Origin of the sequence: Cryobacterium sp. TMT1-3, from assembly GCF_004402315.1 — a bacterium.
Taxonomy (GTDB): domain Bacteria; phylum Actinomycetota; class Actinomycetes; order Actinomycetales; family Microbacteriaceae; genus Cryobacterium; species Cryobacterium luteum.
Genome location: NZ_SOFW01000010.1, coordinates 1 through 24,999, shown reverse-complemented (window position 1 = coordinate 24,999; position 24,999 = coordinate 1). Strand labels below are relative to the sequence as shown.

The 24,999-nt window shown below is 66.3% G+C and carries 13 protein-coding genes and 2 pseudogenes; 10 read left to right on the top strand and 5 right to left on the bottom strand.

Annotated features, from left to right (window positions below):
* Positions 1-851 (top strand): YhgE/Pip family protein (locus E3O25_RS03850; RefSeq protein WP_166805961.1); only part of this gene is annotated, 851 nt, incomplete at its 5' end.
* Positions 852-870: 19 nt separating this feature from the next.
* Here E3O25_RS03850 and E3O25_RS03845 read toward each other — a convergent pair.
* Positions 871-1,965 (bottom strand): YbdK family carboxylate-amine ligase, encoded by a 1,095-nt coding sequence (locus E3O25_RS03845; protein ID WP_134360504.1) that lies wholly within the window; start codon positions 1,963-1,965, stop codon positions 871-873.
* A gap of 183 nt (positions 1,966-2,148) precedes the next feature.
* Between E3O25_RS03845 and E3O25_RS03840 the strand changes: the two genes are divergently transcribed.
* Positions 2,149-4,428, top strand: coding sequence for a transglycosylase domain-containing protein (locus E3O25_RS03840; protein ID WP_166805960.1), 2,280 nt, complete (start codon positions 2,149-2,151; stop codon positions 4,426-4,428).
* A gap of 23 nt (positions 4,429-4,451) precedes the next feature.
* Here the strand turns inward: E3O25_RS03840 and E3O25_RS03835 are convergent, their stop codons facing one another.
* Positions 4,452-7,907: a DNA polymerase III subunit alpha gene (locus E3O25_RS03835; RefSeq protein WP_134360502.1), complete on the bottom strand. Its 3,456-nt coding sequence runs from the start codon at positions 7,905-7,907 to the stop codon at positions 4,452-4,454.
* Positions 7,904-8,176 (bottom strand): hypothetical protein, encoded by a 273-nt coding sequence (locus E3O25_RS03830; protein ID WP_092111863.1) that lies wholly within the window; start codon positions 8,174-8,176, stop codon positions 7,904-7,906. The genes E3O25_RS03835 and E3O25_RS03830 overlap by 4 nt, the downstream gene beginning before the upstream one ends.
* Positions 8,177-8,377: 201 nt before the next feature.
* Between E3O25_RS03830 and E3O25_RS03825 the strand changes: the two genes are divergently transcribed.
* From E3O25_RS03825 to fdhD, 5 genes are all read left to right on the top strand, one after another.
* A complete protein-coding gene (locus tag E3O25_RS03825) occupies positions 8,378-9,559 on the top strand; it encodes a glycerate kinase (protein WP_134360501.1) in 1,182 nt (393 codons plus the stop codon).
* Between the two features lie 123 nt (positions 9,560-9,682).
* Positions 9,683-11,767, top strand: coding sequence for a PhoX family phosphatase (locus E3O25_RS03820; protein WP_134360500.1), 2,085 nt, complete (start codon positions 9,683-9,685; stop codon positions 11,765-11,767).
* A 178-nt stretch (positions 11,768-11,945) separates the two neighbouring features.
* Positions 11,946-13,163, top strand: a complete 1,218-nt coding sequence (fdhA, locus tag E3O25_RS03815) for a formaldehyde dehydrogenase, glutathione-independent (protein WP_134360499.1) — start codon at positions 11,946-11,948, stop codon at positions 13,161-13,163.
* A gap of 384 nt (positions 13,164-13,547) precedes the next feature.
* A complete protein-coding gene (gene moaA, locus E3O25_RS03810; RefSeq protein WP_241988484.1) occupies positions 13,548-14,564 on the top strand; it encodes a GTP 3',8-cyclase MoaA in 1,017 nt (338 codons plus the stop codon).
* Positions 14,565-14,694: 130 nt separating this feature from the next.
* Positions 14,695-15,552: a formate dehydrogenase accessory sulfurtransferase FdhD gene (gene fdhD, locus E3O25_RS03805; protein ID WP_134360497.1), complete on the top strand. Its 858-nt coding sequence runs from the start codon at positions 14,695-14,697 to the stop codon at positions 15,550-15,552.
* Between the two features lie 105 nt (positions 15,553-15,657).
* On the opposite strand, the gene E3O25_RS03800 is transcribed toward fdhD, so the two are convergent.
* Positions 15,658-17,958 (bottom strand): FdhF/YdeP family oxidoreductase, encoded by a 2,301-nt coding sequence (locus E3O25_RS03800; protein WP_134360496.1) that lies wholly within the window; start codon positions 17,956-17,958, stop codon positions 15,658-15,660.
* 210 nt (positions 17,959-18,168) lie between these two features.
* On the opposite strand from E3O25_RS03800, the pseudogene E3O25_RS03795 reads away from it, so the two are divergent.
* The 3 genes and pseudogenes from E3O25_RS03795 (at position 18,169) to E3O25_RS03785 (ending at position 23,599) form a co-directional block, all read left to right on the top strand.
* Positions 18,169-19,562: pseudogene (locus E3O25_RS03795) on the top strand (OFA family MFS transporter).
* 435 nt (positions 19,563-19,997) lie between these two features.
* The gene (locus E3O25_RS03790) at positions 19,998-22,277 is read left to right on the top strand and encodes a glycosyltransferase (protein ID WP_134360495.1); all 2,280 of its coding nucleotides are present in this window, start codon (positions 19,998-20,000) and stop codon (positions 22,275-22,277) included.
* Positions 22,274-23,599 (top strand): glycosyltransferase, encoded by a 1,326-nt coding sequence (locus E3O25_RS03785; RefSeq protein ID WP_134360494.1) that lies wholly within the window; start codon positions 22,274-22,276, stop codon positions 23,597-23,599. The genes E3O25_RS03790 and E3O25_RS03785 overlap by 4 nt, the downstream gene beginning before the upstream one ends.
* Positions 23,600-24,476: 877 nt before the next feature.
* Here the strand turns inward: E3O25_RS03785 and E3O25_RS16880 are convergent.
* Positions 24,477-24,999, bottom strand: a pseudogene (locus tag E3O25_RS16880) (hypothetical protein); the annotation flags it as partial.

Genomic DNA, 24,999 nt, shown 5'->3' with positions numbered 1-24,999 from the left:
CCGGGGCCGACAGCACGGCCGCCGGCGCGAGCAGCCTGGCTGCCGGCGCCACCACGGCCAGCACCGGTGCGGGCACCCTCGCCGCCGGGCTCGGGCAGCTCGAGGCCGGCGCCGACACACTGAGCGCCTCGCTCGAGGTTGGCGTCGACCAGATACCGAGCTACACCGCCGACCAGGCGAGCGCTCTCGCGGCGGTCACCTCCGCGCCCGTCGCCGCTGAACACGTACGGGAGAACCCCGTCGGGTTCTACGGGGAAGGCCTCGCCGCGTACTTCATTCCGCTCGCGCTCTGGGTCGGCGGAATCGGCATGTACTTTCTGTTTCGTCCGCTGTCACCGCAGGCCGTCGCATCCACTGCCCGACCGGTGCGCGTGGCCCTGACCGGCCTCGCTCCCGGGCTGCTGTTCGGACTGTTGCAGGCCGGACTGCTGCTCGCGGTGCTGCACTTTCTGGTGGGGCTCGAGGCGGCCAATTTTGCGGCCCTCGCCGCTTTCACGGTGATCGTGGCACTCGTCTTCACCGCCATTCACCACAGCCTGATCGCACTGCTCGGCGGCCGCGGACGCCTCGTGGCCCTGCTGCTGCTCATTCTGCAGCTCGCGTCGGCCGGAGGCACCTATCCGGTGCAGACCTCGCCGGGATTCTTCCAGTGGATCAGCCCGGCCCTGCCGATGACCTACGCGGTCGACGGTGTGCGGCGGCTCATCGCCGAGGGGTGGACGAGTGCCATTCTGGTTGACGTTCTCGCCCTTCTCGCGTTCGGAATCGGCGCGTTCACCGTCTCGGTGTTCGCCAGCCGCTCCATGAAGATCTGGTCGATCGGCAAGCTGCACCCCTCGCTGAAAATATAGGGAGCCACATGCGCGGCGCTCAGTCGTGTGCGGTCAACGCCTGTGCGAGCAGGGCGGCGAGGGCCGGCTGTCCACCGGCACGTATCGCGGCGCGCTGGCGCTCGGCCCCGGTGCCGAGTCGCCGTGACCGGGCCAGCAGCGCCTCTATACGATCGCGGTTGCCGACCTCGTCGATGGCATCGCCGGCGTAATGCAGCAGCGCCGCCGTCACAGCGGATGCGCTCTCCAGCGTGCCCGACACCGGATTCAGCAGCGTCGACTCCATCCCCTCCCGGGCGGCGTGCCACAGCCCCGCGTCGAGCAGTTCCGGCGCGATGTCGATGGGGGCGACATCCGTTTCCCCGTCGCGCAGCGCAGTCGTGACCGCCGCCCGGGTCAGGGCGGCGAGCAGCAAGGTTGACGGCGCATCGAGCTGGGCGTCGCAGACGCGAATCTCCACGGTCGGATGATCCTCGGCGAGGCGGGCATTCCACCAGATCGTGCGCAGGTCGTAGGTACCGCCCACGCCGACCAGGCGGCGGATGCGGCGGTCGTAATCGGCGGCATCCGCGAAAATCGGCGGGCAGCCGATCGTCGACCAGCGTCTCATGTGCACGCTGCGCCAACTGGAAAACCCGGTGTCGGCACCGTGCCAGAACGGCGAATTCACGGCCAGTGCGAGCAGCGTCGGCAGCCAGACCCGCACCCGATTAAGCGCCTGTACGCCGGCTTCGCGGCTGGGAATACCGACGTGCACGTGCAGCCCGTTGATGAGGTGGTCGGGCACCAAGCCTCGAAACTCGGTCTCAACGGTGTGATAGCGCTCCACATTGGTCACCTCCGGCCAGCCCTCGGTCTGGAAGGGCGCGCCGACGCCGGCAGCGAGCACTCCGCGCCTGAGGGCGGCACGGGCCAGCCGCGACCGAAAAGCGAGCAGATCAGCGGATGCCTGCTCGAACCGATCAAAGACCGGCGTTGACCGCTCGATCTGTGAGGCCAGAAACTCGTGGCTGACAAACCGTGACACGGGGGAGCGGCCACGCAGCTCGGCGTGCACATCATCGCCTACGTTGGCCGGCTGCAGTGTCGAGGGCTTCAGAAAGATGAATTCCTCTTCAATGCCGAATGTTCGCATTCATCACCTCCAGCACTTTCACCGGATACTACTTGAGAAACCGGTATCAAGCCGATACATTCTCAGATCGGCCAGGGGTCCCATGGGCATCCGCAGATGACTAACATGACATTTAGTTACGAACTTTGTGCAGGCGTAGGCTCTCGCACTGGATGGACTTATCTGGGGGTAAACGTGGTGCAGGTGACCGAGGTTCCATCCGGCGCGGCCCTGTCGTGGCGGCGCACCTTTCACGGAGCTCTCGGCGGGCTCCTCGGCTTCGTGGCCATGAGTGCGGCGGCCGGCGTTCTCGTGGCCGTGTCGGTGACCCCGGTGGTGGCGCTCTCGGGTCTGGCTGCCACCAACACCATCTCGGTGTTCGAGAACCTGCCGGGCTACGTCAATATCGAGACCCTGTCTCAAAAGAGCGACATCTTCGCCACCCGCAGTGACGGAAGCGTCGAACTGCTCGCCTCGTTCTACGATCAGAACCGCATCGAAGTGGGCTGGGACGCGATCAGCCAGTTCGCGAAGGATGCCGCGGTGTCGGGAGAAGACCCCCGATTCTACGAACATGGCGGGGTCGACCTGCAGGGCACCCTGCGTGCCACAGCCACGACGGTAGCCGGGGGCAACACCCAGGGCGGGTCATCCATCACGCAGCAATACGTGAAGAACGTACTCGTGCAGAAGTGCGAGCTGCTCACCGACCAGCGTGCGCACGATGCCTGCTACACCGCGGCGACCAAGACCACGCCCGACCGCAAACTCAAAGAAATGCGGCTCGCCATCGGGGTCGAGAAGAAGTACAGCAAACACGACATCCTGCAGCAGTACTTCAACATCACCGGTTTCGGCGGCACCGTCTACGGCATTGAGGCCGCCGCAAACTACTACTTCAACACCACCGCAGCTAACCTCACCCTGCCCCAGGCGGCGAGCCTCGTGGCGATCGTGAACAACCCGGTCAAGTTTCAGCTCGACAAGCCCGCGAGCGAGACCAACGGGGCCGCCAACGGCTACGCCGCCAACAAGCAGCGCCGCGACTACATACTGCGCGAGATGCTGCGTTACCAGAAGATCAGTCAGGCCGACTACGACGCCGCGGTTGTCGCTCCGGTCGAACCCGTCATCACCGAACCGAGCACGGGCTGCCAGACCGCACTGGCCAACGCGTTCTTCTGCGACTACGTGACCAAGATTCTGCAGACCGATCCCACCTTCGGCGCCGACGCCGCCACCCGCATGCTTAACTTTCGGCGCGGCGGCTACGACGTGTACACGACCCTCGACCTCGACGTGCAGAACGCTGCCGTGACCACCATGAACCAGCAGGTGCCCAAGGTCTATGCCGGCGGTGACGTGGGGGCGGTCATCACGAGCGTGCAGGTTGGCACCGGCCGGGTGCTCGCCATGACCCAGAACAAGGACTACAGCCAGGATCCGGCCGTGCAGGCGACCGGCGCCAACTACACGGGCATCAACTACGCCACCGACTACGCCGAGGGCGGGTCGAGCGGGTTCCAGCCCGGGTCGACCTATAAGGTCTTCACCCTGGCCGAGTGGGTGAAAGAGGGCCACTCGCTCAATGAGCGGGTCGACTCCCGGCGCAAGGCCAACTGGGGCAACTTTCAGGACAGCTGCCTCGGGCCGCAGAACTACGACAAGGAGAAACCACCCTGGAACCCGCGCAACGACGCGAACGAGTCCGGCGCCAACTACAGTGCGCTGCAGGCCACCGTCGGCTCGATCAACACCGGTTTCATTGGAATGGCCAAGCGGCTCGACCTCTGCGGCATTCGTCAGACGGCTGAGGCCTTCGGGGTGCACCGAGCCGACGGCAACCCGCTCTTACAGTCCGCGGCATCCGTTATCGGCACCAATGAAGTTGCGCCGCTGACGATGGCCGTCGCCTTCGCGGGCATCGCCAATAAGGGGGTGACCTGTTCGCCGATCGCGATCGACCGCATCGTCGGCCCGGGCGGGGTCGAGATTCCGGTGCCGCCGTCTACCTGCACACAGTCGGTTGATTCCACGGTGGCTGCGGGAATGGCCTATGCCATGCGCCGGGTGATGACCGGGGGAACGGGGCAGACATCAAATGCGAACACGAGACCGTCCGTGCCGATGATCGGCAAGACCGGCACAACGGATGGCGCCAAGGACACCTGGATGAGCGGCGCGAGTACCAAGGTGGCCACGGTGGTCGCCGTGGTGAGCGTGACCGGAACGCTCAGCCAGCGGCGGCAATACTTCGGGCGCGACCAGATCGCGACGGCACGGCACCGCATGTGGCCGGTCGTGATGTCGGTCGTCAACGCCAAGTACGGCGGTGACGCCTTCGAGGAGCTCGCCCCCAAGTACATTCCGCCGCCCGTTGTCGTTGCCCCTCCGGCACCAGCGCCGCCGCCACCCGCACCAGCGCCGCCCGCACCAGCGCCGCCCGCGCCGCCCGACGCGGCTCCCGCCCCGCCCGGCCAGTAGCGCGCACCGTTGGACCGGCACGGTCAGGCGCTCTGCGCCGCATTGAGCTGATGCAGGGTGCCACCGACACTCGATGATGCTGAGTGCTCGATCAGCGGATGCGCACTGAGTTCGGCCGCGTAGGCGGCCGCGCTGGCCGCTTCCTGCGCGGCGGCGCGCTCAACGGCATGCCGCTCCTGCACCTGACGAGCCACGTCGAACAGGTTCCACAGGTTCTCCCCGGTTACCGACACTCCCTTCGCCCCTGAGCGGCGGGTGCGACCGCGCACGAGCATGTAATTGGTCTGGAACACCTGCCCGCCCACTCGCTCCTGCGCGTCGTGAAAGAACACGACATTGGAGACCGGGCCGGTGCCGTCGTCGAGGCTGATGAACACCACCCGGCGGCCACCACGCATCGGCGGCGTGTTCGTGGCTCGGCGCACCCCGGCGAGCAGCACCTCGGTGCCACCGGGCAGATTGCCGAGCTCGCTCGCCGGGGTGACCCCCAGCTCCTTGAACAGGGAGTGAAAGCGCTTCATCTGGTGGGACCCGACGGCCAGGTTCAGATCCAGCAGCTCCAGATCGGTCTGGGTGCGGCCGCGCAGTTCGAGCGACGTGATGGCGCCGGCCCGGTCGCCCGAGTACCGCGGCACGGGCAGCTCCACCTCGAATGCGAGCTGGTCGGCGCGAATCACGACGGCGGTGCCGCGCAACGACTGAATGTGCGCGAGCAGTTCGTGCCGCCGGGTGCGGTCATAACCGATGAACGTGTCGAGGGCGCCCACCCGGGCGAGCGCCTCGAAGGTGCGCCGCCGCGGATGCACCCGATCCCGAAAGTCCTGCAGCGAGCCAAACGGCTGGTGTCGGGCAATGCGCGCCCGCTCGGCCTCGGTGCTGCCGACCAGTTCCGGCAGCGCCAGACGGATGCCCTGGCTCCCGTCGGCGAGATCCTCCACACGGTAGTCCAGCGCGCTCGACTGCACGTCGAGGGGGAGCACCGGAACCCCGAGCACCCGGGCTTCGGCGACGATGAGATCTTTGGGCCACATGCCGGGGTCGTGGGTGAGCAGCCCGGCCAGAAAAGCCGCCGGGTGGTGGGTCTTCAGCCAGGCGGACTGGTAGGTGGGCAGGGCGAAGGCTGCGCCGTGCGCCTTGGCGAAACCGAAGCTGCCAAACCCCGCCAGCACCGTCCAGATCTGGTCGATGACCTTGTCGCTGAAGCCGCGGGCGAGGGCTTTCTCCCGCAGGTACTCCTCGATCTGCGGGAGCTGCTCCGGCTTACCCAGGTGGCGGCGAAAGACATCCGCTTTGCCGAGCCCGCAGCCGGTGAGTTCGTCGAACAGTCGCATGACCTGTTCGTGAAAGATGACGACGCCGTTGGTCTCGCGCAGAATCGGCTCGAACCGGGGGTGGATGTAGTCGGGCGAGACCTCGCCGTGCCGGGCCTGCAGATATTTGAGGGGCATGTTGTTCTTCATCGGTCCGGGCCGAAACAGCGAGATCTCCACCGTGAGGTCGTTGAACACCTCGGGCTGCAGCTTGCCGACGAGCTCCATCTGACCGGGGGACTCGATCTGGAAGATGCCGAGCGTGCGGGTGGAACGAATCAGTTCGAACGTTTTCGCATCGTCGAGCGGAACCCGGTCGAGGTCGATGCTCTCGCCGGTGAGCCGGTGGTGCTCTTCAACGGCGTGCGCCATGGCCGATTGCATGCGCACGCCGAGAATGTCGAGTTTGATGAGCCCCATCGGGTCCATGTCGTGTTTGTCGTACTGCGACATGGGCAGGCCCATGCCGCTCGCCTGCACCGGAGTGCGGTCGAGCAGGCTCGCGTCGGAGAGGATCACCCCGCAGGGGTGCACCGAGATGTGTCGGGGGAGCCGGTCGAGCCGCGCCGTGAGGTCGACCAGCAGGTCGAGCTGCTGCGACTCGCGCACTTCGGCGGCGAGGGCCTCGAGCTCGGGCTTCTCTTCCAGGGCGCGGCGAAAGTCGCGGGCGTTGAACCGCCACATCTGCTTGGCGATCACGTTGATCTGCGCGTCGGGCAGGCCGAGGGCCAGGCCGGCGTCACGCACGGCGCCGCGGCCGCGGTAGGCGTTGGTCATCGACATGAGCGAAACCCGGTCGCTGCCGAAGGCGCGAAAGACCTCACGGTAGATGTCGTGCCGCCTGGCCGACTCCACGTCGATGTCGATGTCGGGCAGCGTCTGGCGTTCGGGGGAGAGAAAACGTTCCCAGAGCAGTCCGTTCGCGATGGGTTCGACCGAAGACGTGCGCAGCGCATAGTTGAGCACCGAGCCGACCCCCGAACCGCGAGCCTGAATACGGATGCCCATGCCGCGAATGATGTCGGCCACCCGCGACACGGTGAGAAAGTAGCTGGCAAAGCCTAAGTGCTCGACCGTTTTCATCTCGTGGGCGAGCTGGGCGTGGGCGGCGTCGACCGCGCGCGAGCCGCTCGCGGAGTACAGGTCGGCGATGCCGCTCCTGGCCCGCCGCCACAGCTCGGTGACCGGGTCACCGGTGACGCCGATGATGCGCGCTTCCGGCATGCGCGGGCGGCCGAGGCCGATGTCGCTCACCGGGTCGAGGCCGCAGCGGTCGGCGAGCCGCTCAGTATCGCCCAGCAGCCGTTCGAGTGCTCCGCCTTCGTGCAGGCCGGCGTCGACGACCATGCGGGCTACCTGGCGCATCATTCCGGCGGGTTTGAGCCAGGCCTGGCCGTTGGTCTGCGGGGTGTCGATTTCGGCGAGCGGCAGCAGAAAGCGCGCAGCGTCGGCGAGGTCAGCGGTGACCGCCTCGTCGGGGGTGCCGTACCGCACGGCATTGCTGAGCACCGCTGGCAGCCCGGCATTCTCGGCGAGGGCGAGCAGGCGCGTGGCCGGGGTCACACTGCCGACCGTGCCGCTCTCGGCGAGGTGGCAGACGATTTCGAGCACGACGGCGCCTTCGGGCAGGGCCCGCTGCCAGTGGGCGAGCCGCGCCGCGGCATCCGGGTTGTCGCGCCTGCCGACAGCGAGACCCACGTCGGAGTCGGGGCCGAGCAGCACGGTGAGCGAAGCGAGCCCGGCCAGGTCGGCCAGTCGTGCGCGCGAAATGCTCGGCCCGGTGTGTGCCGGCGTGAGCGCTGAGCGCTGGCCGGTACTGCCGCTGTGGGCGGCGCTGACCGCGCGGCAGAGCGCGGCGTAGCCGCGACCGTCTGTGTGGCCGTGGGCGAGCACGACCACCCGGCCGAGTGAGCGGTATTCCTCGTCGTGTACGGCGAGGTCGGCACCCAACCCGGGGCTGATGCCGGCGCTCACGCAGGCGCGCACGTGCTTGACGGCGCCATAGAGGCCGTCACGGTCGGTGATGGCCAGAAAACTCGCGCCCTGCGCGGCCGCCTGCTCGGCCAGGGCTTCGGGAAGCGTCACGCCATAGTGGGTTGAGTAGGCGCTCGCAACGTGCAGGTGCGCGAAATTCGTGCCCGCTGTTGCTGACCCCAGCGTGCCGGTCATCCCCAGTCCATTGCCAGAGTCCAGGACCCGTCCGTTCCGCGGCGCAGGTCGTAACGGTGCTGTTCTTCGCCGCCACGACTCGCGTCGAGTCGCCACAGCTCGGTGTCGATGCGGGTGGGGATTCCCTCGTTCTCCCACCACCGGGTGCGTTTGAACACGGCCTGCGGCTGCCCGATGACGGTGTGTTCAAACCGATTCCAGATGAACGCGCGCGGGTCGCCGTCGGCGGAGAGCTCAACGTCAACCGGAGCGTCAATGATGTGGGGCAAGGCGGGCTCCCTGGTTTGAGAAGGCAAAAATGCTGGTGTGTTTACAAAAACGAACGAAAGAAATATATGCTACAAAGTTCGAACAAAGCATTGTTCAGGTCGAATTTTATAGAATAAATCTTCTATGTGAAAAGTGTATGCCACACCACCGACATGCGCCATGGGAGTCTGTGTTGTTCCGGTCGGGGCTAGCCTGAACCAATGCACGATCATCCGGCAGGGAAGCCGCTCACCATAGTCATCGCGCCGGATTCGTTCAAGGGCAGCCTCAGCGCGGCCGAAGCCGCCGCGGCCATGGCTGACGGGGCCCGCGACGCTTTTCTCGCGCTCGGCCGGCCCGAAATTCGCCTCACGCTCTGCCCGATGGCCGACGGCGGCGAGGGCACCCTCGATGCCATCACGGCGGCCTGGGGCGCCCTGCCCCGCACCATGCTTACCGTCGATGCGCTCGGTCGCCGCCGCCGGGCTCGCTACGCCACCTCCGCCGACGGGCGCATCGGGTTCATCGAAGCGGCCGAGTCCAACGGCCTGCCCCTCGTAGCGGATGCCCCGCCCCAGCCCCAGCGCGCCGACACCTTCGGGGTCGGCTTGCTCGCCCGAGAACTGCTCGATCAGCGAGTCGACGAAATTCTGCTCTGCGTCGGAGGTTCCGCCAGCACCGACGGCGGAACGGGCCTGCTCGCCGCCCTCGGCGTGCGTTTTCTGGACATCGCCGGGCTGCCGGTCGCGCCGGGTGGTGCCGGACTGGCCCAGATCGCGTCAATCGACCTGGCCGGACTGCACCCGCATGCCCGAGCGGTGCGCTGGCGCGTCGCGGTCGACGTGAACAATCCGCTCTGCGGCCCCGCCGGCGCTGCCGCCGTGTTCGGCCCGCAAAAGGGTGCGCGGCCACGAGATGTCGCCGAGCTCGACGCCGGCCTGGCCCGCCTCGCCGCGATCGTGTTCGCCGAAACCGGCGAGAACATGCTCGACCGGCCCGGCGCTGGAGCGGCCGGCGGTATGCCGGCCACGCTCGTGCCGTTGCTGCGTGCCGAACTGGTTCCCGGCAGCACCCTGGTCGCGGCTGCCGTTGACCTGGCCCGCAAGATGACCTCCGCCGATCTCGTGCTCACCGGCGAAGGCAGTTTTGACGCCCAATCCCTCGGCGGCAAGGTGGCCGTGGCCGTTGCCCGCCTGGCCCCGGCAGGATGCCCGGTCGTCGTCATCGCCGGCCGGGTGGAACTGTCAGCGGTCGACTCCGCAGCATCCGGTGTCACCGCCGCCTTCTCGATCGCCGGCGGGCCGGCGACCCTCGACGACCTGCAGGCTCACGCCGCCGAACGGGTACGCGAAACCACCGCACACGCCGTGGCGCTCGTTCTGCAGTCCCGAAATCTCCGGTAGAGCCGGCGCCCCGAGCGTTCACCTGCGGTTCACCGACAAGACACCGGGTGGTTTCATGACGGAGAGGTGACGGCGGGAGGGTGGTTCCACCCCCGTTCGGGGCTCACCTGCCTGAGGAGCACTATGTCGCACCGTGAATCCACCGCCGCTGGTCGCCCGTTGCTGCCGTTGCTGCCGATGCAGGGGCACACCCTCGGCAAGCGCAGCGCAGTCACCTGCCACCTCAAGTGCGCGGATGCCTGCTTCCACCCGGTGCCCAACAAGAGCGGCAACGACTACTTTCGTGACATCGTCGGCGCGGCGCTGAGCCGCCGCTCCCTGCTCGTCGGCGTTGGTGTCGGTGCTGCGGCGATCGTTCTCGGGTCGGGCCAGACCCCTCCCGCGCTGGCCGCACCGGGCGGTCCGGCCGGCGGTTCCGGCGGCCTTGCCTTCACACCGATAGCGCCGGTTCCGGCGGCCGTCGACGCATTCTCGGTGCCCGTCGGCTACTCCTGGAACCCCATCATCCGCTGGGGAGACCCGCTGTTCGCCGCCACCGATCGGTTCGATCCCGTGCACCAGAGCGCCGCGTTGCAGGCGCTCCAGTTCGGCTACAACAACGACTATCTCGACATTCTCGAGGACCACAAGGGGCGAAACGGCATTCTCGTCACCAACCACGAGTACACCAACGAAAACATCATGTTCGCCCCGGCCGCCACCCCGGCCGAAGCGGATGAGCAGCGTCGCATCGCCATGATGGCCCACGGCATGTCCGTGGTCGCCCTCGAACGGAAGCGCGCCGGCTCACCCTGGACCTACCGTGTTGGCCACCGCCTCAACCGACGCATCACCGCGAACACCCCGTTCACGGTCACCGGTCCGGCCGCCGGCAGCGATCTGCTGAAGACCAGGGCCGACTCAACGGGCCGCACCGTGCTCGGCACCCTCGGCAATTGTGCTGGCGGCACGACCCCCTGGGGCACGGTGCTTTCCGGCGAGGAGAACTTCAACGGGTACTTTCGCACCAAGGGCACCAGCTCGGCGGATGCCCGCTACGGCCTGGCCGATCGCCCCACCGGTCGGCTCTGGGAGAACGTCGACGACCGGTTCGACGCCACCGTCGCCGGCAACGAGAACGAGCCCAACCGGTTCGGCTGGATCGTGGAGATCGACCCGGAGGAACCGAACGAGCCCCCGGTCAAGCACACGGCCCTCGGCCGATTCAAGCACGAGGGTGCCAACGTGATCGTCGGAAAGTCCGGCCATGTCGCCGCCTACATGGGCGATGACGAACGCTTCGACTACCTCTACAAGTTCGTCTCCCACGACCGGTTTGACAAGAAGAAGAGCCCCAAGGCCCGCGTGCATAACAAGGCCCTGCTCACCCGCGGTTCCCTGTACGTGGCCCGCTTCGCCGGCAACTCGCCGGTCGCTGAGATCACCGGCACCGGCCAGCTGCCCGCCGACGGCCTCTTCGACGGCACCGGCCAGTGGGTGGCGCTCGTCATCGACGGCGTCTGCCAGGTGCCCGGCTTCAGCACCGACGAGGCCCTTGTGAACACCCGCCTGGTAGCGGATGCCGTCGGCGCCACCAAAATGGACCGCTGCGAAGACGTCGAGCCGAGCCCGGTGACCGGCAAAATCTACGTCGCCTGCACGAACAACACCGATCGTGGCCTGCCGGGCAAAGAGGGCGCGACCGAGCCCAACCCGCGGGCGGTCAACCGGGATGGCCACATCGTGGAAATCACCGAGACCGGCTCCGACGCGACCGCGGTGACCTTCGACTGGAACCTGCTGCTCGTCTGCGGCGACCCGAAGACGAACACGAGCACCTACTTCGCCGGCTTTCCGAGCGAGAAGGTCTCGCCCATCTCCTGCCCGGACAACGTGGCCTTCGACACCCAGGGCAACCTGTGGATCTCCACAGACGGCGCGCCAAGCACGATCGGCTTCTGCGACGGCCTGTTCAAGGTTCCGCTCGTTGGACCCGAGCGGGGGCGTGTGCAGCAGTTCCTCGCGGTGCCGCGGCAGGCTGAGACCTGTGGTCCGGTCATCCGCTCCGAACAGTCGATGGTCTATGTCGCCGTGCAGCACCCGGGGGAGAACGGAAGCTGGGCCGCGCAGGCCAGTCGATTCCCGGACTATGTCGCGCTGGGGGCGACCGCACCGGCCGGCGCGTGGGCCGGACCGCGGCCATCCGTTGTGCAGGTTTGGAAGGCCTGAGGCGCTTCCCGCTGGTTTCTGCTTAGGCCAGAACGGGGGCCAGGAACTGGCAGTTGGCTGATTGTAATTTCTCGGAACCGTGGTGGAGTGAGAGGGCTGCTATCAGAATCAGCAGCGCTCACCCACTGCGGAGAAGGTTATTCGGCCTGCTCCGCGAAGAAAACGAGAAAGGTAGTTCATGACGGGGAACAGAGCAGTTGCCTACAAGAGCGCCGGAGTCGTCGAGGTCATCGACATCGACTACCCCACGTTCGAACTCAAAGACGGACCGGGCGTCAACCCGGCCAACGTCGGCCGCAAGGTACCGCACGGCGTCATTCTGAAGACCGTGACCACCAATATCTGCGGCTCGGACCAGCACATGGTGCGTGGCCGCACCACAGCACCGAGCAACCTGGTGCTGGGTCACGAAATCACCGGCGAAGTGGTCGAAGCCGGCCCCGACGTTGAATTCATCAAGGTCGGCGACATCGTGTCGGTGCCGTTCAACATCAGCTGCGGTCGCTGCCGCAACTGTAAGGAACGCAAGACCGGTATCTGCCTCAACGTCAACCCGGACCGTCCGGGCAGCGCCTACGGCTACGTCGACATGGGCGGTTGGGTGGGCGGCCAGGCCGAATACGTGCTCGTTCCCTACGCCGACTGGAACCTGTTGAAGTTTCCCGACCGGGACCAGGCTCTCGAGAAGATCATGGACCTCACCATGCTGTCGGACATCTTCCCGACCGGATTCCACGGGGCCTACACGGCCGGGGCCGGCGTCGGATCGACCGTCTACGTGGCGGGAGCCGGCCCGGTAGGCCTCGCTGCCGCCGTGTCGGCCCAGCTGCTCGGTGCGGCCGTCGTCATCGTGGGCGACATGAACACAGAACGTCTCGCGCAGGCTCGCAGCTTCGGCTGCGAAACGATCGACCTCACCCAGGGCGAGCCGGGGGAGCAGATCGAGCAGATTCTCGGCATTCCGGAGGTCGACGCCGGTGTCGACGCCGTCGGCTTCGAGGCACGCGGCCACGGCAAGGACGCCGACCACGAGGCTCCGGCCACCGTGCTCAACTCGCTTATGACGGTTACCGCCGCCGGCGGTGCCCTCGGCATTCCGGGCCTCTACGTCACGGGTGACCCGGGAGCCAAGGAAAAGGCCGCCCAGGTGGGCTCGCTGTCGATTCGGTTGGGACTCGGCTGGGCTAAGTCGTTGTCCTTCACCACCGGACAGTGCCCGGTGATGAAGTACAACCGCCAGTTGATGATGGCGATTCTGCACGACAAGGTACAGATTGCCAAGGCCGTCAACGCCCAGGCCATCAGCCTCGAAGATGCGCCGCGTGGCTACGCCGAATTCGACGCCGGCGCGGCGACGAAGTACGTGCTGAACCCGAACGGCTACGTCAAGGGCTAGCAACACTGCCTCACGGCACTCATCAAGCGGATGGCCCGGCCGGGAATTCTCCCGGCCAGGCCGTCCCTGTCTCGGCGACCATCGGCATCCGCTCGTCGCGTGGCTTATTCAGGAAACCCGACCCGAATCTGCGTGAATCAGGTCTGAGCCGCTTCCAAACTGGCGAATTTCCTGAATTGGCCACGGCGTGCGGCGGTGTGCGGGCATCCGCCAGGTGTCGGTGTGCTTAGAACCGGTGTTCTGAGCACGCCCGAACGGGGGCACGGCGATTAGGGTGGAAACATGACCGGCGCCGACGTTGAAGTACCAGTTCCGCGCTTCTATCGAAAGCGGGCGGATATACCGATAACCCTCGAAACCCCGACCGGGTTAGTGACCGACCGCATGAACCGTCCGCTGCACGACCTGCGCCTGAGCGTCACCGACCGCTGCAACTTTCGCTGCGTGTATTGCATGCCCAAGGAGATATTCGGCCGGGACTTCGCGTTCATGGAACACGACGAACTGCTCAGCTTCGAGGAACTCACCCGGCTCGCGCGCATCAGCGTCGCGCACGGAGTTGAGAAAATTCGCCTGACCGGCGGTGAACCGCTCTTACGCAAGGGCATCGAAGACCTCATCGCGCTGCTGGCCGAGCTGCGCACGCCCGACGGGCGGGAGATTGACATTGCGCTCACCACCAACGGGTCGGCGCTCGCCATGAAGGCGCAGGCGCTCAAGGATGCCGGCCTCAAGCGCGTCACCGTCTCGCTCGACTCGCTCGACGACACCACGTTTCGCACCATGAACGACGTGAAATTTCCGGTCGCCAAGGTGCTGCACGGTATCGACGTTGCCGAAGCGGTCGGGCTCGGTCCGATCAAGGTCAACATGGTCGTGCAGCGTGGCAAGAACGACCAGGACATCGTGGCCATGGCCCGTCATTTTAAGGACACCCCGTATATTCTGCGGTTCATCGAGTTCATGGACGTCGGCACGAGCAACGGCTGGGAGATGGGCGCGGTCGTGCCGTCGAAAGACGTGATCGCGCGCATCCACGCCGAGCTGCCGCTTGAAGAGATCGCGCCGAACTACAGCGGCGAGACCTCACGCCGCTGGCGCTACCAGGACGGCGGCGGCGAGATCGGCGTCATCTCGAGCGTCACCCAGAATTTCTGCCAGACCTGTTCCCGCGCCCGGGTGTCGACCGACGGCAAGCTGTTCACCTGCCTGTTCGCCACCGAGGGTCACGACCTGCGGGCGCTCATGCGCGGCGGCTGCTCCGACGCCGAGCTCTCCACCGTCATGGCGCACCTCTGGCGTGAGCGCACCGACCGGTATTCGCAGCTGCGCAGCGCCAAGACCAGCGAACTGCGGGCATCCGGTGCCAAGAAGATTGAAATGAGCTACATCGGCGGGTGAGCGGCCGGCACCCAACGCCGGTAAATTTGCGACACGCCGGGCTCGGACGAACGAAATCACGGCGTGTCGTGAATCGACCGGCACAGCGTACCGACCTGCGGCCCGGGCCGACCCGTGGCAGACTTTGAACATGAGCAGAATTACCGCGCGACGCAAAATCACCCGGCTCACCGTCGGCTCCCGAACCCTGGCCGGCGAAGACCTGCTCGCGGTCGAAGAACCCCTGGAGATTCGCGTGAACGGCCGCCGCCTCGCCGTCACGATGCGCACCCCCGGCAACGACATCGACCTCGCGGCCGGGTTCCTGGTCTCCGAGGGCGTCATCACCACGGGCGACGGCTTCAACACCGCCCGGTATTGCGCGGGAGCGGTCGACGGTGTCAACACCTACAATGTGCTCGACGTCACCCTTGGCCCGGGCGTCGCGCCGCCCGCACCGAGCCTCGAACGCTCGCTGCTGACCACCAGCTCCTGTGGCCTGTGCGGCAAGGAGAGCATCGACGCCGTGCGCACCAAATCGGCCTTCGTCATAGCGGATGACCCGGTGCGAGTGGATGCCGAATCGCTCACCACGTTCCCGGAGCAGCTGCGCGCCGGCCAGAACGTGTTTGAGAAGACCGGCGGCATTCACGCGGCCGGTCTATTTGACGCTGCCACCGGAGAACTGCTCGTGCTGCGCGAAGATGTGGGCCGGCACAATGCCGTCGACAAGGTGATCGGCTGGGCGGTCAAGGAAAACCGGCTACCGCTGACCGGCACCGTGCTCATGGTGTCGAGCCGGGCCAGTTTCGAACTGACCCAGAAGGCCCTGATGGCCGGCATCCCGGTGCTGGCAGCAGTCTCGGCGCCGTCGTCACTCGCCGCGGAGTTCGCCGCCGAGGTGGGCATGACCCTGGTCGGTTTTCTCCGCGGCGACTCCATGGTCATCTATGCCGGCGGTGACCGCATCGTCGACCGAGCGGATGCCGCGTCCGCTGCAGTGGCGTAGCCGCCAGCACTGGCGCAGCTCCAACGACACTCGTCGCGCGGGTGTTCTGGCCAGGCCAGAACTCCCGCGCATTGGCGCAGCTCCCGCGCGACGGGTGGTACCGGGTCAGGCAGCGGTGCCGGCCCGCACGAAGCGCACCGTCATAGCCTTGTATCCGGGGGTGTTCGACTCGCGGGCCACGAGTTCGCGGTGCATGAGGGCGTTCGCCTCGGGAAAGTAGGCGGCCGCGCATCCCCGCGGCGTGGGATAGACCACGAGACGGAAGGCATCCGCTCGTCGCTCCACGCCCCGGAAGGTGCTGATCACGTCGACCAGGTCGCGGTCCGCAAAGCCGAGTTCGGTGACATCATCTTCGTGGATGAGGATAACCCGGCGGGCGTTCTTGATTCCGCGATACCGGTCGTCGAGCCCGTAGAACGTGGTGTTGTACTGGTCGTGGCTGCGAATGGTCTGCAGAATCAGGTGACCCTCGGGCGGTGACAGATATTCGATCGGGCTCACGGTGAACCGGGCGAGACCGATTTCGGTGGCGAAGCTGCGGGTGTCGCGCGGAGGGTTGGGCAGCACGAACCCGTTCTTGGTCTTGAGCCGCGCGTTGAAATCGTCGAAGCCGGGCACGACGCGGGAGATATGGTCGCGAACAACGTCGTAGTTGTCGGCCATCGCCTTCCAGTCGACCGGGTGGTCGTCGCCGAGAGTGGCGTGCGCCATGCGGGCGATGATCACCGGTTCGGCCAGCAGATGCTCCGACACCGGCTCCAGTCGACCCTGGGTCGTGCGCACGACCGACATCGAGTCTTCCACCGACAGCACCTGGCGGCCAGACGGATGCTTGTCATCGGTATCCGTGCGGCCGAGCGTTGGCAGAATGAGCGAGGTCTTGCCGTGCATCACGTGCGAGCGGTTGGGTTTGGTGGAGACGTGCACGGTGAGGCCGACGCGCTGCATGGCCTTCTCGAGCATGTCCGTGTCGGAACAGGCGAGGGCAAAATTGCCGCCCATCGACACGAACACGTCCACCCGGTCGTGCACGAAGGCATCGACCGTGTCGACGGAGTCGAGGCCGTGCTCCCGCGGCGACACGATGCCGAACTCGGCGTCGAGCGCGGCGAGCATGTCTTCTTTCGGCTTCTCCCAGACACCCATGGTGCGGTCGCCCTGCACGTTGGAGTGGCCGCGCACCGGGCACGCGCCGGCGCCGGGCTTGCCGAAGTTTCCCTGCAACAGCAGCAGGTTGATGATCTCCTTGAGGGTGTTCACCGAGTGCGGCTGCTGGGTCAGGCCGAGCGCCCAGCAGATGATGGTGGCCTTGCTGGCCACGAGCAGCTGCGCCACCGTCTCAATCGCGGCACGTTCGAGCCCGGTGGCTTTCTTCGTCTCGTCCCAGTCGACTACCGATCGGGCCGCGCGATAGGCCTCGATCCCGTCGGTGTTCGCGGCGACGAACTCGTGGTCGATGACCGACCCGGGAACGCGCGCCTCTTCTTCAAGCAGCAGGTGACCGAGCGCCTGGAACAGGGCCAGGTCGCCTCCGACCTTGATCTGCAAAAACTCATCGGCCAGGTTGGTGCCCTTGCCGATGACGCCCTTGGGGGTCTGCGGATCCATGAAGTTGAACAGCCCGGCCTCCGGCAGCGGATTGACCGCCACGATCCGGCCACCGTTGTCCTTGCACTCGGCCAGGGCCGACAGCATGCGCGGATGGTTGGTGCCCGGGTTCTGGCCGACCACCAGGATGAGTTCGGCCTGGTGGATGTCCTCGAGAGAGACCGTACCCTTGCCGATGCCGATCGTGGGGTTCAGAGCAGAGCCCGAGGATTCGTGGCACATGTTGGAGCAATCCGGCAGGTTGTTGGTGCCGATGGACCGGGCGAACAGCTGGTACATGAACGCCGACTCGTTGGCGGTGCGACCGGAGGTGTAGAACACGGTGCGGTCGGGAACGGTGGCTCGAATCTTCTCGCCGATGAGTTCGAAGGCGTCGTCCCAGGAGATTTGCGAATAGTGGGTGTCGCCCGGGCGAATCACCACGGGGTGCGTGATGCGGCCCTGGTTGCCGAGCCAGTATTCGGTCTTGGTGGCGAGCTCGGCGATGGAATGCTCGGCCCAGAATGCCGGCGTCACCGTGCGCAGTGTGCTCTCCTCGGCGACGGCCTTCGCGCCGTTTTCGCAGAATTCTGCGGTCTTGCGGTGTCCACGGGACTCCGGCCACGCGCATCCGGGGCAGTCGGTGCCGTCGCGCTGGTTGAGTCGCAGCAGCGAACGGGCCGTGCGCCCGATACCGGCCTGGGCGATGCCCCGATCGAGAGCCACAACTACGGCTTCAACACCCGCCGCATGGGTTTTGGGCGCGGTGACAACGAGATTACTTTCGTTGATGTCTTCGATCGGAGCTGAGCGTGTCATAGAACCATCCTGCCTTGTCACCCGATCAAAATGCCCCTCAATGGCGAAATGGGTAAGGAATCCGAAAGAGAACTCGTTCCAGTCGTGCGTATAGTCTGTAGTTCGCGCATCACCAGACCCCCCGTTTGCGCACTACGTTCACGGTCACCGTGAACCGCCGAACCGCACAGCAACGTCGCTATACGCCTTCCCGGCAGCAAGGACATCTCAATGAGCTGGCTCGATCGAGACCGCACCATCGCCCCACCCGGATTCAACCGCTGGCTCATTCCGCCGGCCGCCCTCGCCGTGCACCTCTGCATCGGCCAGGCTTACGCCACGAGCGTCTACAAAACGGCGCTCGTGGCGCACTTCGACGCCAGTCTCGTGCAGATCGGGGTGATCTTCTCGATCGCCATCGTGATGCTGGGGCTTTCGGCGGCCATCATGGGCACCTGGGTCGACAGCAACGGACCTCGCAAGGCCATGTTCGTTGCGGCCCTGTTCTGGTCGGGCGGATTCCTGATCGGTTCGCTCGGAATCTTTTCGAATCAGCTCTGGCTGGTTTACCTCGGCTACGGCTTCATCGGCGGTATCGGGCTGGGCATTGGCTACATCTCACCGGTCTCGACCCTGATTAAATGGTTCCCGGACCGCCCGGGGCTGGCCACCGGCATGGCCATCATGGGCTTCGGTGGCGGCGCACTCATCGCGAGCCCGGTGTCGACGATGCTGCTCAGCTTCTACGACCCGAACTCGGGTGCAGCGAATTGGGTTGCCAGCGGCGATGCAGTCGGCAAGCTGTTCTTGACCCTCGCCGTGATCTACTGCGCATACATGATGTTCGGGGCCTTCACCATTAAGGTTCCGGCCGCCGATTGGGTGCCGGCCGGATTCGATCCGACGAGGGTACGTGCCAAAGCCCTCGTCACCAGTAACCACGTCTCGGCCCGGAACGCCATTCGAACGCGTCAGTTCTGGTTGCTCTGGGTCGTGCTGTTCTGCAACGTCACGGCCGGTATCGGCATCCTCGAACAGGCCGCACCGATGATCCAGGACTTCTTCCGCCAGAATGACGGCGACTCGCTCGTCTCCGCCGCCGTTGCCGGCGGCTTCGTCGGCCTGCTATCGCTCGCCAACATGGGTGGACGCTTCATCTGGTCGGCCACCTCGGACAAAACCGGGCGCAAGAACATTTACATGGTCTATCTCGGCGTCGGCACCGTGCTGTACCTGCTGCTGGCCCTCTTCGGCCCCAGCACGACCGCGCTCTACGTGATTCTGGCCTTCATCATCATCTCGTTCTATGGCGTGGTTTCGCCACTATCCCGGCGTACCTGCGCGATCTGTTCGGCACCTTTCAGGTGGGCGCCATTCACGGCCGCCTGCTGACCGCGTGGTCGGCAGCCGGAATAGCCGGACCGCTCATTGTGAACTCGTTCCTGGACGCCCAGGGTGCGCCGGGAGAGCTCACCGCCGCGGCCTATCAGCCGGCCCTGCTCACCATGGTCGGGCTGCTCATGGTCGGTTTCGTGGCGAACCTGTTCGTGCGACCGGTGCCCTCCGAATTTCACGAACCCGACAAGCCCCTCGTCGGGTCAGCAGCAGGAAGGGCGCAGTCATGAAGAAGGCACAGCTCGTCGTTGGGTGGGCCTTGGTCGGTATTCCGCTCGCTTTCGGCATCATTCAAACACTCACCAAGGTGACGGCCCTGTTCGGCTAGATCACGTCAGACATTTTCGAAAACACAGAGTCACGCTCCAATCACTGGGGCGTGGCTCTATTCGACTAACCGGTATTTTTCCGCGCATCCCTGTTCTTGGCGCGATGACGGCGCTCTGAACGATTTCGGAAGTCTCCCAGCTTCAGGGCTGTGAATCATGCAATGATGGCGAATGGGGATTTAGCTAACCCAGCTAGCTACATCCATTCCGGGCGGATCAAATGCCCGGTTTTTTGGACTTGTCGACCTGGGATGGTCGAGATAGCCCCCGTTCACTCGCGGTGAGCCCGAATTGCCGCGATCGTTCCGTGGAAAATTCCGCGGGGAGGAGATGCCCGTGGCCACCCACACCGCCCTTGACGAGCAACGCGCTGCAGCCAGCATTCTTGACGGTATCCGGCGGGCCGATGACCTCACGGTCGCCGCCGCTCGCGATGGAGGAGTGCGGGCCGTGCGGCTGCTGGCTCAAGCGGCAACCGACCCCAGCGACCAGCTCACCGCCATCGCGGCGGTGCACGCTCTCGCCCAGGTCTTCGACGATTCCGCCGACGAGGTTCTGGTGGCCCTGCTGCACCATGACTCGGCGTTCCTGCGCGAGCACGCAGCCTGGGCCTTCGGCACTCGCCTGCCCCGCTATGACGCGATTGCGGGGCTCGTCACGCTCGTGCGTGAGGGCGGTTTCACCGGCATGCTGGCCCAGCGCACCCTGGAGCAGTGGGGTTCCTCGGCTGGCGATCAGGTCGGGCTTTTTCTCGAGGGTGCCCTGCTGGGCGTCAGCGAAGTCTTCGCCCGCGCCCGCCTGGTCGAGACCATCGGCCTCATCCCCGGCCGCGTGCCCGAACGCCTGCTGCGCCGCGTGGCCGTCGACAGCACCGAGAACCTGCGCGCGCGGGTTGCCGCGATCGCCGCCCTGGGTGACCGTGCCCCCAACACCGTCGTCATCTCGCTGCTCAGCGCACTCTCCCAAGCGGATGCCGCAGCACCCGCCTCCGAGACCGCCGAGCTCGCCGCCGTTGCCCGGCTGGCACTGTTCGACCTCACCGCGACCGATGCCCCGCGGGCACCGTGGAATCGGGGGACCACGATCGCCCAGCTGTTCCTGCACGCCGACATCGATGGTCAGTTGTCCCAGGTGGGTGCCGGAGACAACGGCGGCATCGCGACGCTGCTCGTGCGCCTCGGCGACGCCCTCGTGGCCAGGACCAGCGCGGCCGGCACCCGTACAGCTGAAACCGGCGTTGCCGGAGCGGTCGACCGGGTCATCACCATCTCCCGCGGCACCCATGACGGCGCACTCCGGGCCCTCGCCGATGTCGGATCGACCCTGCCTGGGCACTCCTTCGCGGCCGTACCGTTTGTCGGCGGCCCGGTGCCGTCGATCGATGCCTGGCCGCGGCGGGTTGCCGCGCAGCGTGGCATCCGCCGCATTCTGCGCTCGGCCGGCGTGGTCGATGCGATTCACCTGCGTATGGCAGACGTCGGCAGCCTCGCCGCGGCCACCGTCGCCCGTGACCTCGACATTCCGGTGGTGTTCACCGTGGCACCCGACCCGCACGGCGTGATTGACTCGCTCGAATCGAACGGCACCCTCACCCGCGCAAATTTCGGCACCGTCGACGCGAACGAGCACTTCTGGTTTCGTGCTCGCCTGGTGCAGCGGCTCGCCGCGGATGCCGCCCACACCGTGTTGTTTCCGCGCCCGCACCTGCAGCAGGACATCGAGCACCTGACCGGTATCGATATCGACGCGCATCCCGAACGGCACTCCGTCATTCCCGAGGGCATCGACCTCACGGTGATCGACCGTTCCCGAACGGATGCCCTCGGCTCGCTCGGCCTCACCGGTGGAAGCCTGCTGGTCTCCCGCGCCGCCCGCACCCGGGCCGCGGCCGAACCAGCCGCCCTGGCCTTCGATCAGCTCGACGACCTGCTCCGTACCCTCCCGCCCGAGCGCCGCGGCCTGCCCCTGCTGATCAGCGTCGGACGACTGCACCGCGTCAAGGGCATGGCCGCCCTGGTCGAGGCGTGGAGCACCGACTCGTCACTTCAGACCCGCTGCAATCTGCTGATTGTGGGAGGTGACCTCGAGCATCCGTCCTTCGACGAGGGTATCGAGCTGCAGCGCATGGCGGGGTCTCTGGCGAGCGGCGACCTTGGCGATGCTGCGGCACGCGGACTGCTGCTGGCCGGACACCGCGCCAACGACACGGTAGCCCGCTGGCTCGCCGCGGCCCGCTACGGCCGGCCTGGTCTCGCCGCACCGTTCGGGGTCTATGTCTGCGCGAGCATGAAAGAGGAGTTCGGCATCGCCCTGCTCGAGGCGATGGCGACCGGGCTCATGGTCGTCGCCCCCGACGGTGGCGGACCGGCCACTTACGTCCAGCACGGCGTGACCGGTTTTCTGGTTGATACCGGCAATCGCGACGCACTGGTTCGTTCCATCGCCGACGCACTCACCGTGGCGAATGGAGTGCACGGCGGCGCCAACGCGGCACGGGCCCGCAGCATGGTCATGAACAACTTCACGATCGAGGCGATGGCGACCACCCTCGCCGGCGTCTACCGTGACGTCGCCGTGGCGTTCGAGCCGGCCGTCTGGGAGCTGAGCGTCTCGTGACCCTGCTGATCATCAGCCCGGACTACGCCTCACACCTATATCCCCTCGCGACGCTCGGCACCGCCTGGGCGCGGGCCGGCGAACGCGTCGTGGTCGCGAGCGGGCCGGCCACGGCCGATATCGTGACCTCGTTCGGATTCGAACGGGAGAATCTGCAACTGGGCCGCGGTTCGAACCCCGGCACGATCCGGGTCGAAGCACAGCCCGTCGGCGAAGACGACGCCCTGCGCGGCTTCTTCGACGCCACCCGCCGCGGCATGGTCGACACCCTGCGTTTTCAGGCGGAGGCGCGCAGCAGCGACTTGCTCTACAACCCGGTCGAGATTGCTCGTGAGGTGCAGCACATCGTTGCCCGGGTGCAGCCCGACCAGGTGATCGTCGACCATCTGGCTTTCAGCGCCCGGCTGGGATTGCTCAGCGCTGGCGTTGCGCACGCCGACGTCGTGCTGGGGCATCCGTCTGCGCTGCCTGTCGGCACCGAGGTCTACGGCTACCCGCCGGCCTGGCCCACTGTGTTCTCGCCCGCAGCCGAGGAACTGGGCCTGCTGGAATTACAGTGCGAATCCGTGCGCGACACGTTCACGGCCCAGTGGAACGACGCGCTGCGCGAGCTCGATCCGGCAGCGCTTCCGAGCGTCGACGCTTTCCAGGAAACGGGCGACGTGCTGCTGCTGAACTACCCGGAAGAATTGCATTCGCCGGCGCGCACGAGCCAGCTGCCACCCCACGTTTTTCTCGGGTCTGCCGTGCGGTCCGAGGCGGTCGACCCGGAGGTCGAGGCCTGGCTCGCTGCCGATTCGCTGCCGGTGGTCTACGTCAGCTTCGGGAGTTTTCTCTCGGTGCGCGGTGACGTGCTCGCTCGCGTCGCCGCAGCCCTGGCCGGCTTGCCGGTTCGGGTCGCCATCGCCGTCGGTGCGACCGACCCCAGCGAGCTGGGCCCTATTCCGCATTCCTGGCTGGTGCGGGCGTTCCTGCCGCAGGTGCGCCTGCTGCAGCAAGCAGCACTCGCCGTGACCCACGGCGGCAACAATTCGGTGACCGAGGCGATGACGGCTGGTGTTCCGCTCGTCGTGCTGCCATTCTCGACCGACCAGTTCGCCGGCGCGGCCGCCCTCGACGCGGCGGGGTTCGGCGAGTCGCTGCCACCCAATACCGCTACGGTTCCCGATCTGCGGGCTGCCTGCGAGCGGATGCTGCGCCTCAGTTTCGACCCGAGTGCCGAGCAGCGCGCCCGCCTCGACGCACTCGCGCTGTCGCTGGCCGCGCAGTCCGGGGCCGAGCGGGCCTACGCCGCTCTCGCCCGGGTACCGGCCCGGGGTTAGTACTTGTCCCAGATTGTGGCGCTCGATCGTTTCCTGGTCTCGTCGTAANTGCAGTCTTCGGCGACGAGCACGGTGGATTCGTTCGCTGCGACGACGGTGAACGGGGCGGAGGGCACGGTGACGGTTCCTTCGACGGGTCGCCAGCCTTGGTCGCCGAAGCTGTAGTCGGCTCGGTAGTCGACGGTGAGGGTGACGGTGTAGGTGCCCTTTTCGGTGTAGGTGTGGCTGGTGGGGGTGGGGGTGAATTCGGTGAGGCCGAGGGCTTCCCAGCTGGCGCCGCCGGTCGCGGTCGAAATGGTGGCGCCGTCGCCGTAGGCCCAGTGGTAGCCGATCGGGGTGAACATGACTTGGGCGGGTTGGCCGAGGAGGAGTCCGTCGCCGAGTTGGGCGGATGCTCCGGCCCAGAAATTCGCAGCGAGTCCGACGATGGCCCAGCCGCCGGGTTCCATGCCGGTGGGGGTGGGGTAGGCGGGGAAGTTTTGCAGGTCGGAGACGCGCACGATGGTGGCGGGGGAGCAGACGGTGCAGGGGGTGGTTGGTGTGGGGTTGGTGGCGAAGGGAAGGAAGGATCCGTTACCGCAGGGGATGGTTTTGATGCCGGGTTTGGCCGGGTCTCCGTTGGCGCAGATGCGCGGTGGTGCCGTGGTGACCGTGCCGCCGCGTCCTCGCCGTGGGTGGCTCGAGGTTCCCGTGCCGCTGGAGCCCGAACTGGAGCCCGCCGTCAGGTCGACACTGCCACCGTTTGCGATACCGCCTGAAACAAGCGTGCTGGGACATGTCCCCGTTCTAATCTGCTCAGGAGTGCATAGCGGTGATCCCGCGTAGGACGCCATGCTGGGACCAGCGCTCAGGGCCAGAACAGCGAGAGCGCCGAGGACTAGCAAAAATTTGAACCGGACCATACTGTCGACTCCGAAATGAGTAGTTGTTGGGAATCCTTCTGCGGTGTGATGAATCGGACGAGCATCGGCCAACGCAAAGGAGCCTCAGGGTCATAGATTGGCTGCCCGGAGGCGTCGAGTAAATTGCTGTGCGTAATGTCGAGACAGAGGTACGTTCGAATTTCCCATGTCGCGTCCGAACGAGCTGAGGACGCTTGGATCGTCATTGAATCAAACACCGTGGTGCCCGTCAGTGAGCGTCCTTCTGCTTCCAGCTCCTTACGAGATGATGCGACTCCATCACGTTCTGCACCCGTTGTGAACGCCACATAGGTGTTCCAAGAGTCGGATCCGATCTTGCCGGCGACGTCACCCGCAGCCAGATACGCGGAATACGTAGCGGTCGCCGCTGCCAACGCTTCCTCGTTGGAGGCGAAGACGGGGGGAGTCTCGGTCGGCGCGGCGGTTGCTTCCGTGACGGGTGTTGTTGTGTCGCTGGGTGTGGGGGCGGGGGTGGCG

Excerpts from the sequence above, each read along its gene's own strand:
- E3O25_RS03835 (WP_134360502.1), bottom strand. The coding sequence starts at position 7,907 with ATGACCGGCACGCTGGGGTCAGCAACAGCGGGCACGAATTTCGCGCAC.
- E3O25_RS03820 (WP_134360500.1), top strand. The coding sequence starts at position 9,683 with ATGTCGCACCGTGAATCCACCGCCGCTGGTCGCCCGTTGCTGCCGTTG.
- fdhA (WP_134360499.1), top strand. The coding sequence starts at position 11,946 with ATGACGGGGAACAGAGCAGTTGCCTACAAGAGCGCCGGAGTCGTCGAG.
- fdhD (WP_134360497.1), top strand. The coding sequence starts at position 14,695 with ATGAGCAGAATTACCGCGCGACGCAAAATCACCCGGCTCACCGTCGGC.
- moaA (WP_241988484.1), top strand. The coding sequence starts at position 13,548 with ATGAACCGTCCGCTGCACGACCTGCGCCTGAGCGTCACCGACCGCTGC.
- E3O25_RS03845 (WP_134360504.1), bottom strand. The coding sequence starts at position 1,965 with ATGCGAACATTCGGCATTGAAGAGGAATTCATCTTTCTGAAGCCCTCG.
- E3O25_RS03825 (WP_134360501.1), top strand. The coding sequence starts at position 8,378 with ATGCACGATCATCCGGCAGGGAAGCCGCTCACCATAGTCATCGCGCCG.
- E3O25_RS03800 (WP_134360496.1), bottom strand. The coding sequence starts at position 17,958 with ATGACACGCTCAGCTCCGATCGAAGACATCAACGAAAGTAATCTCGTT.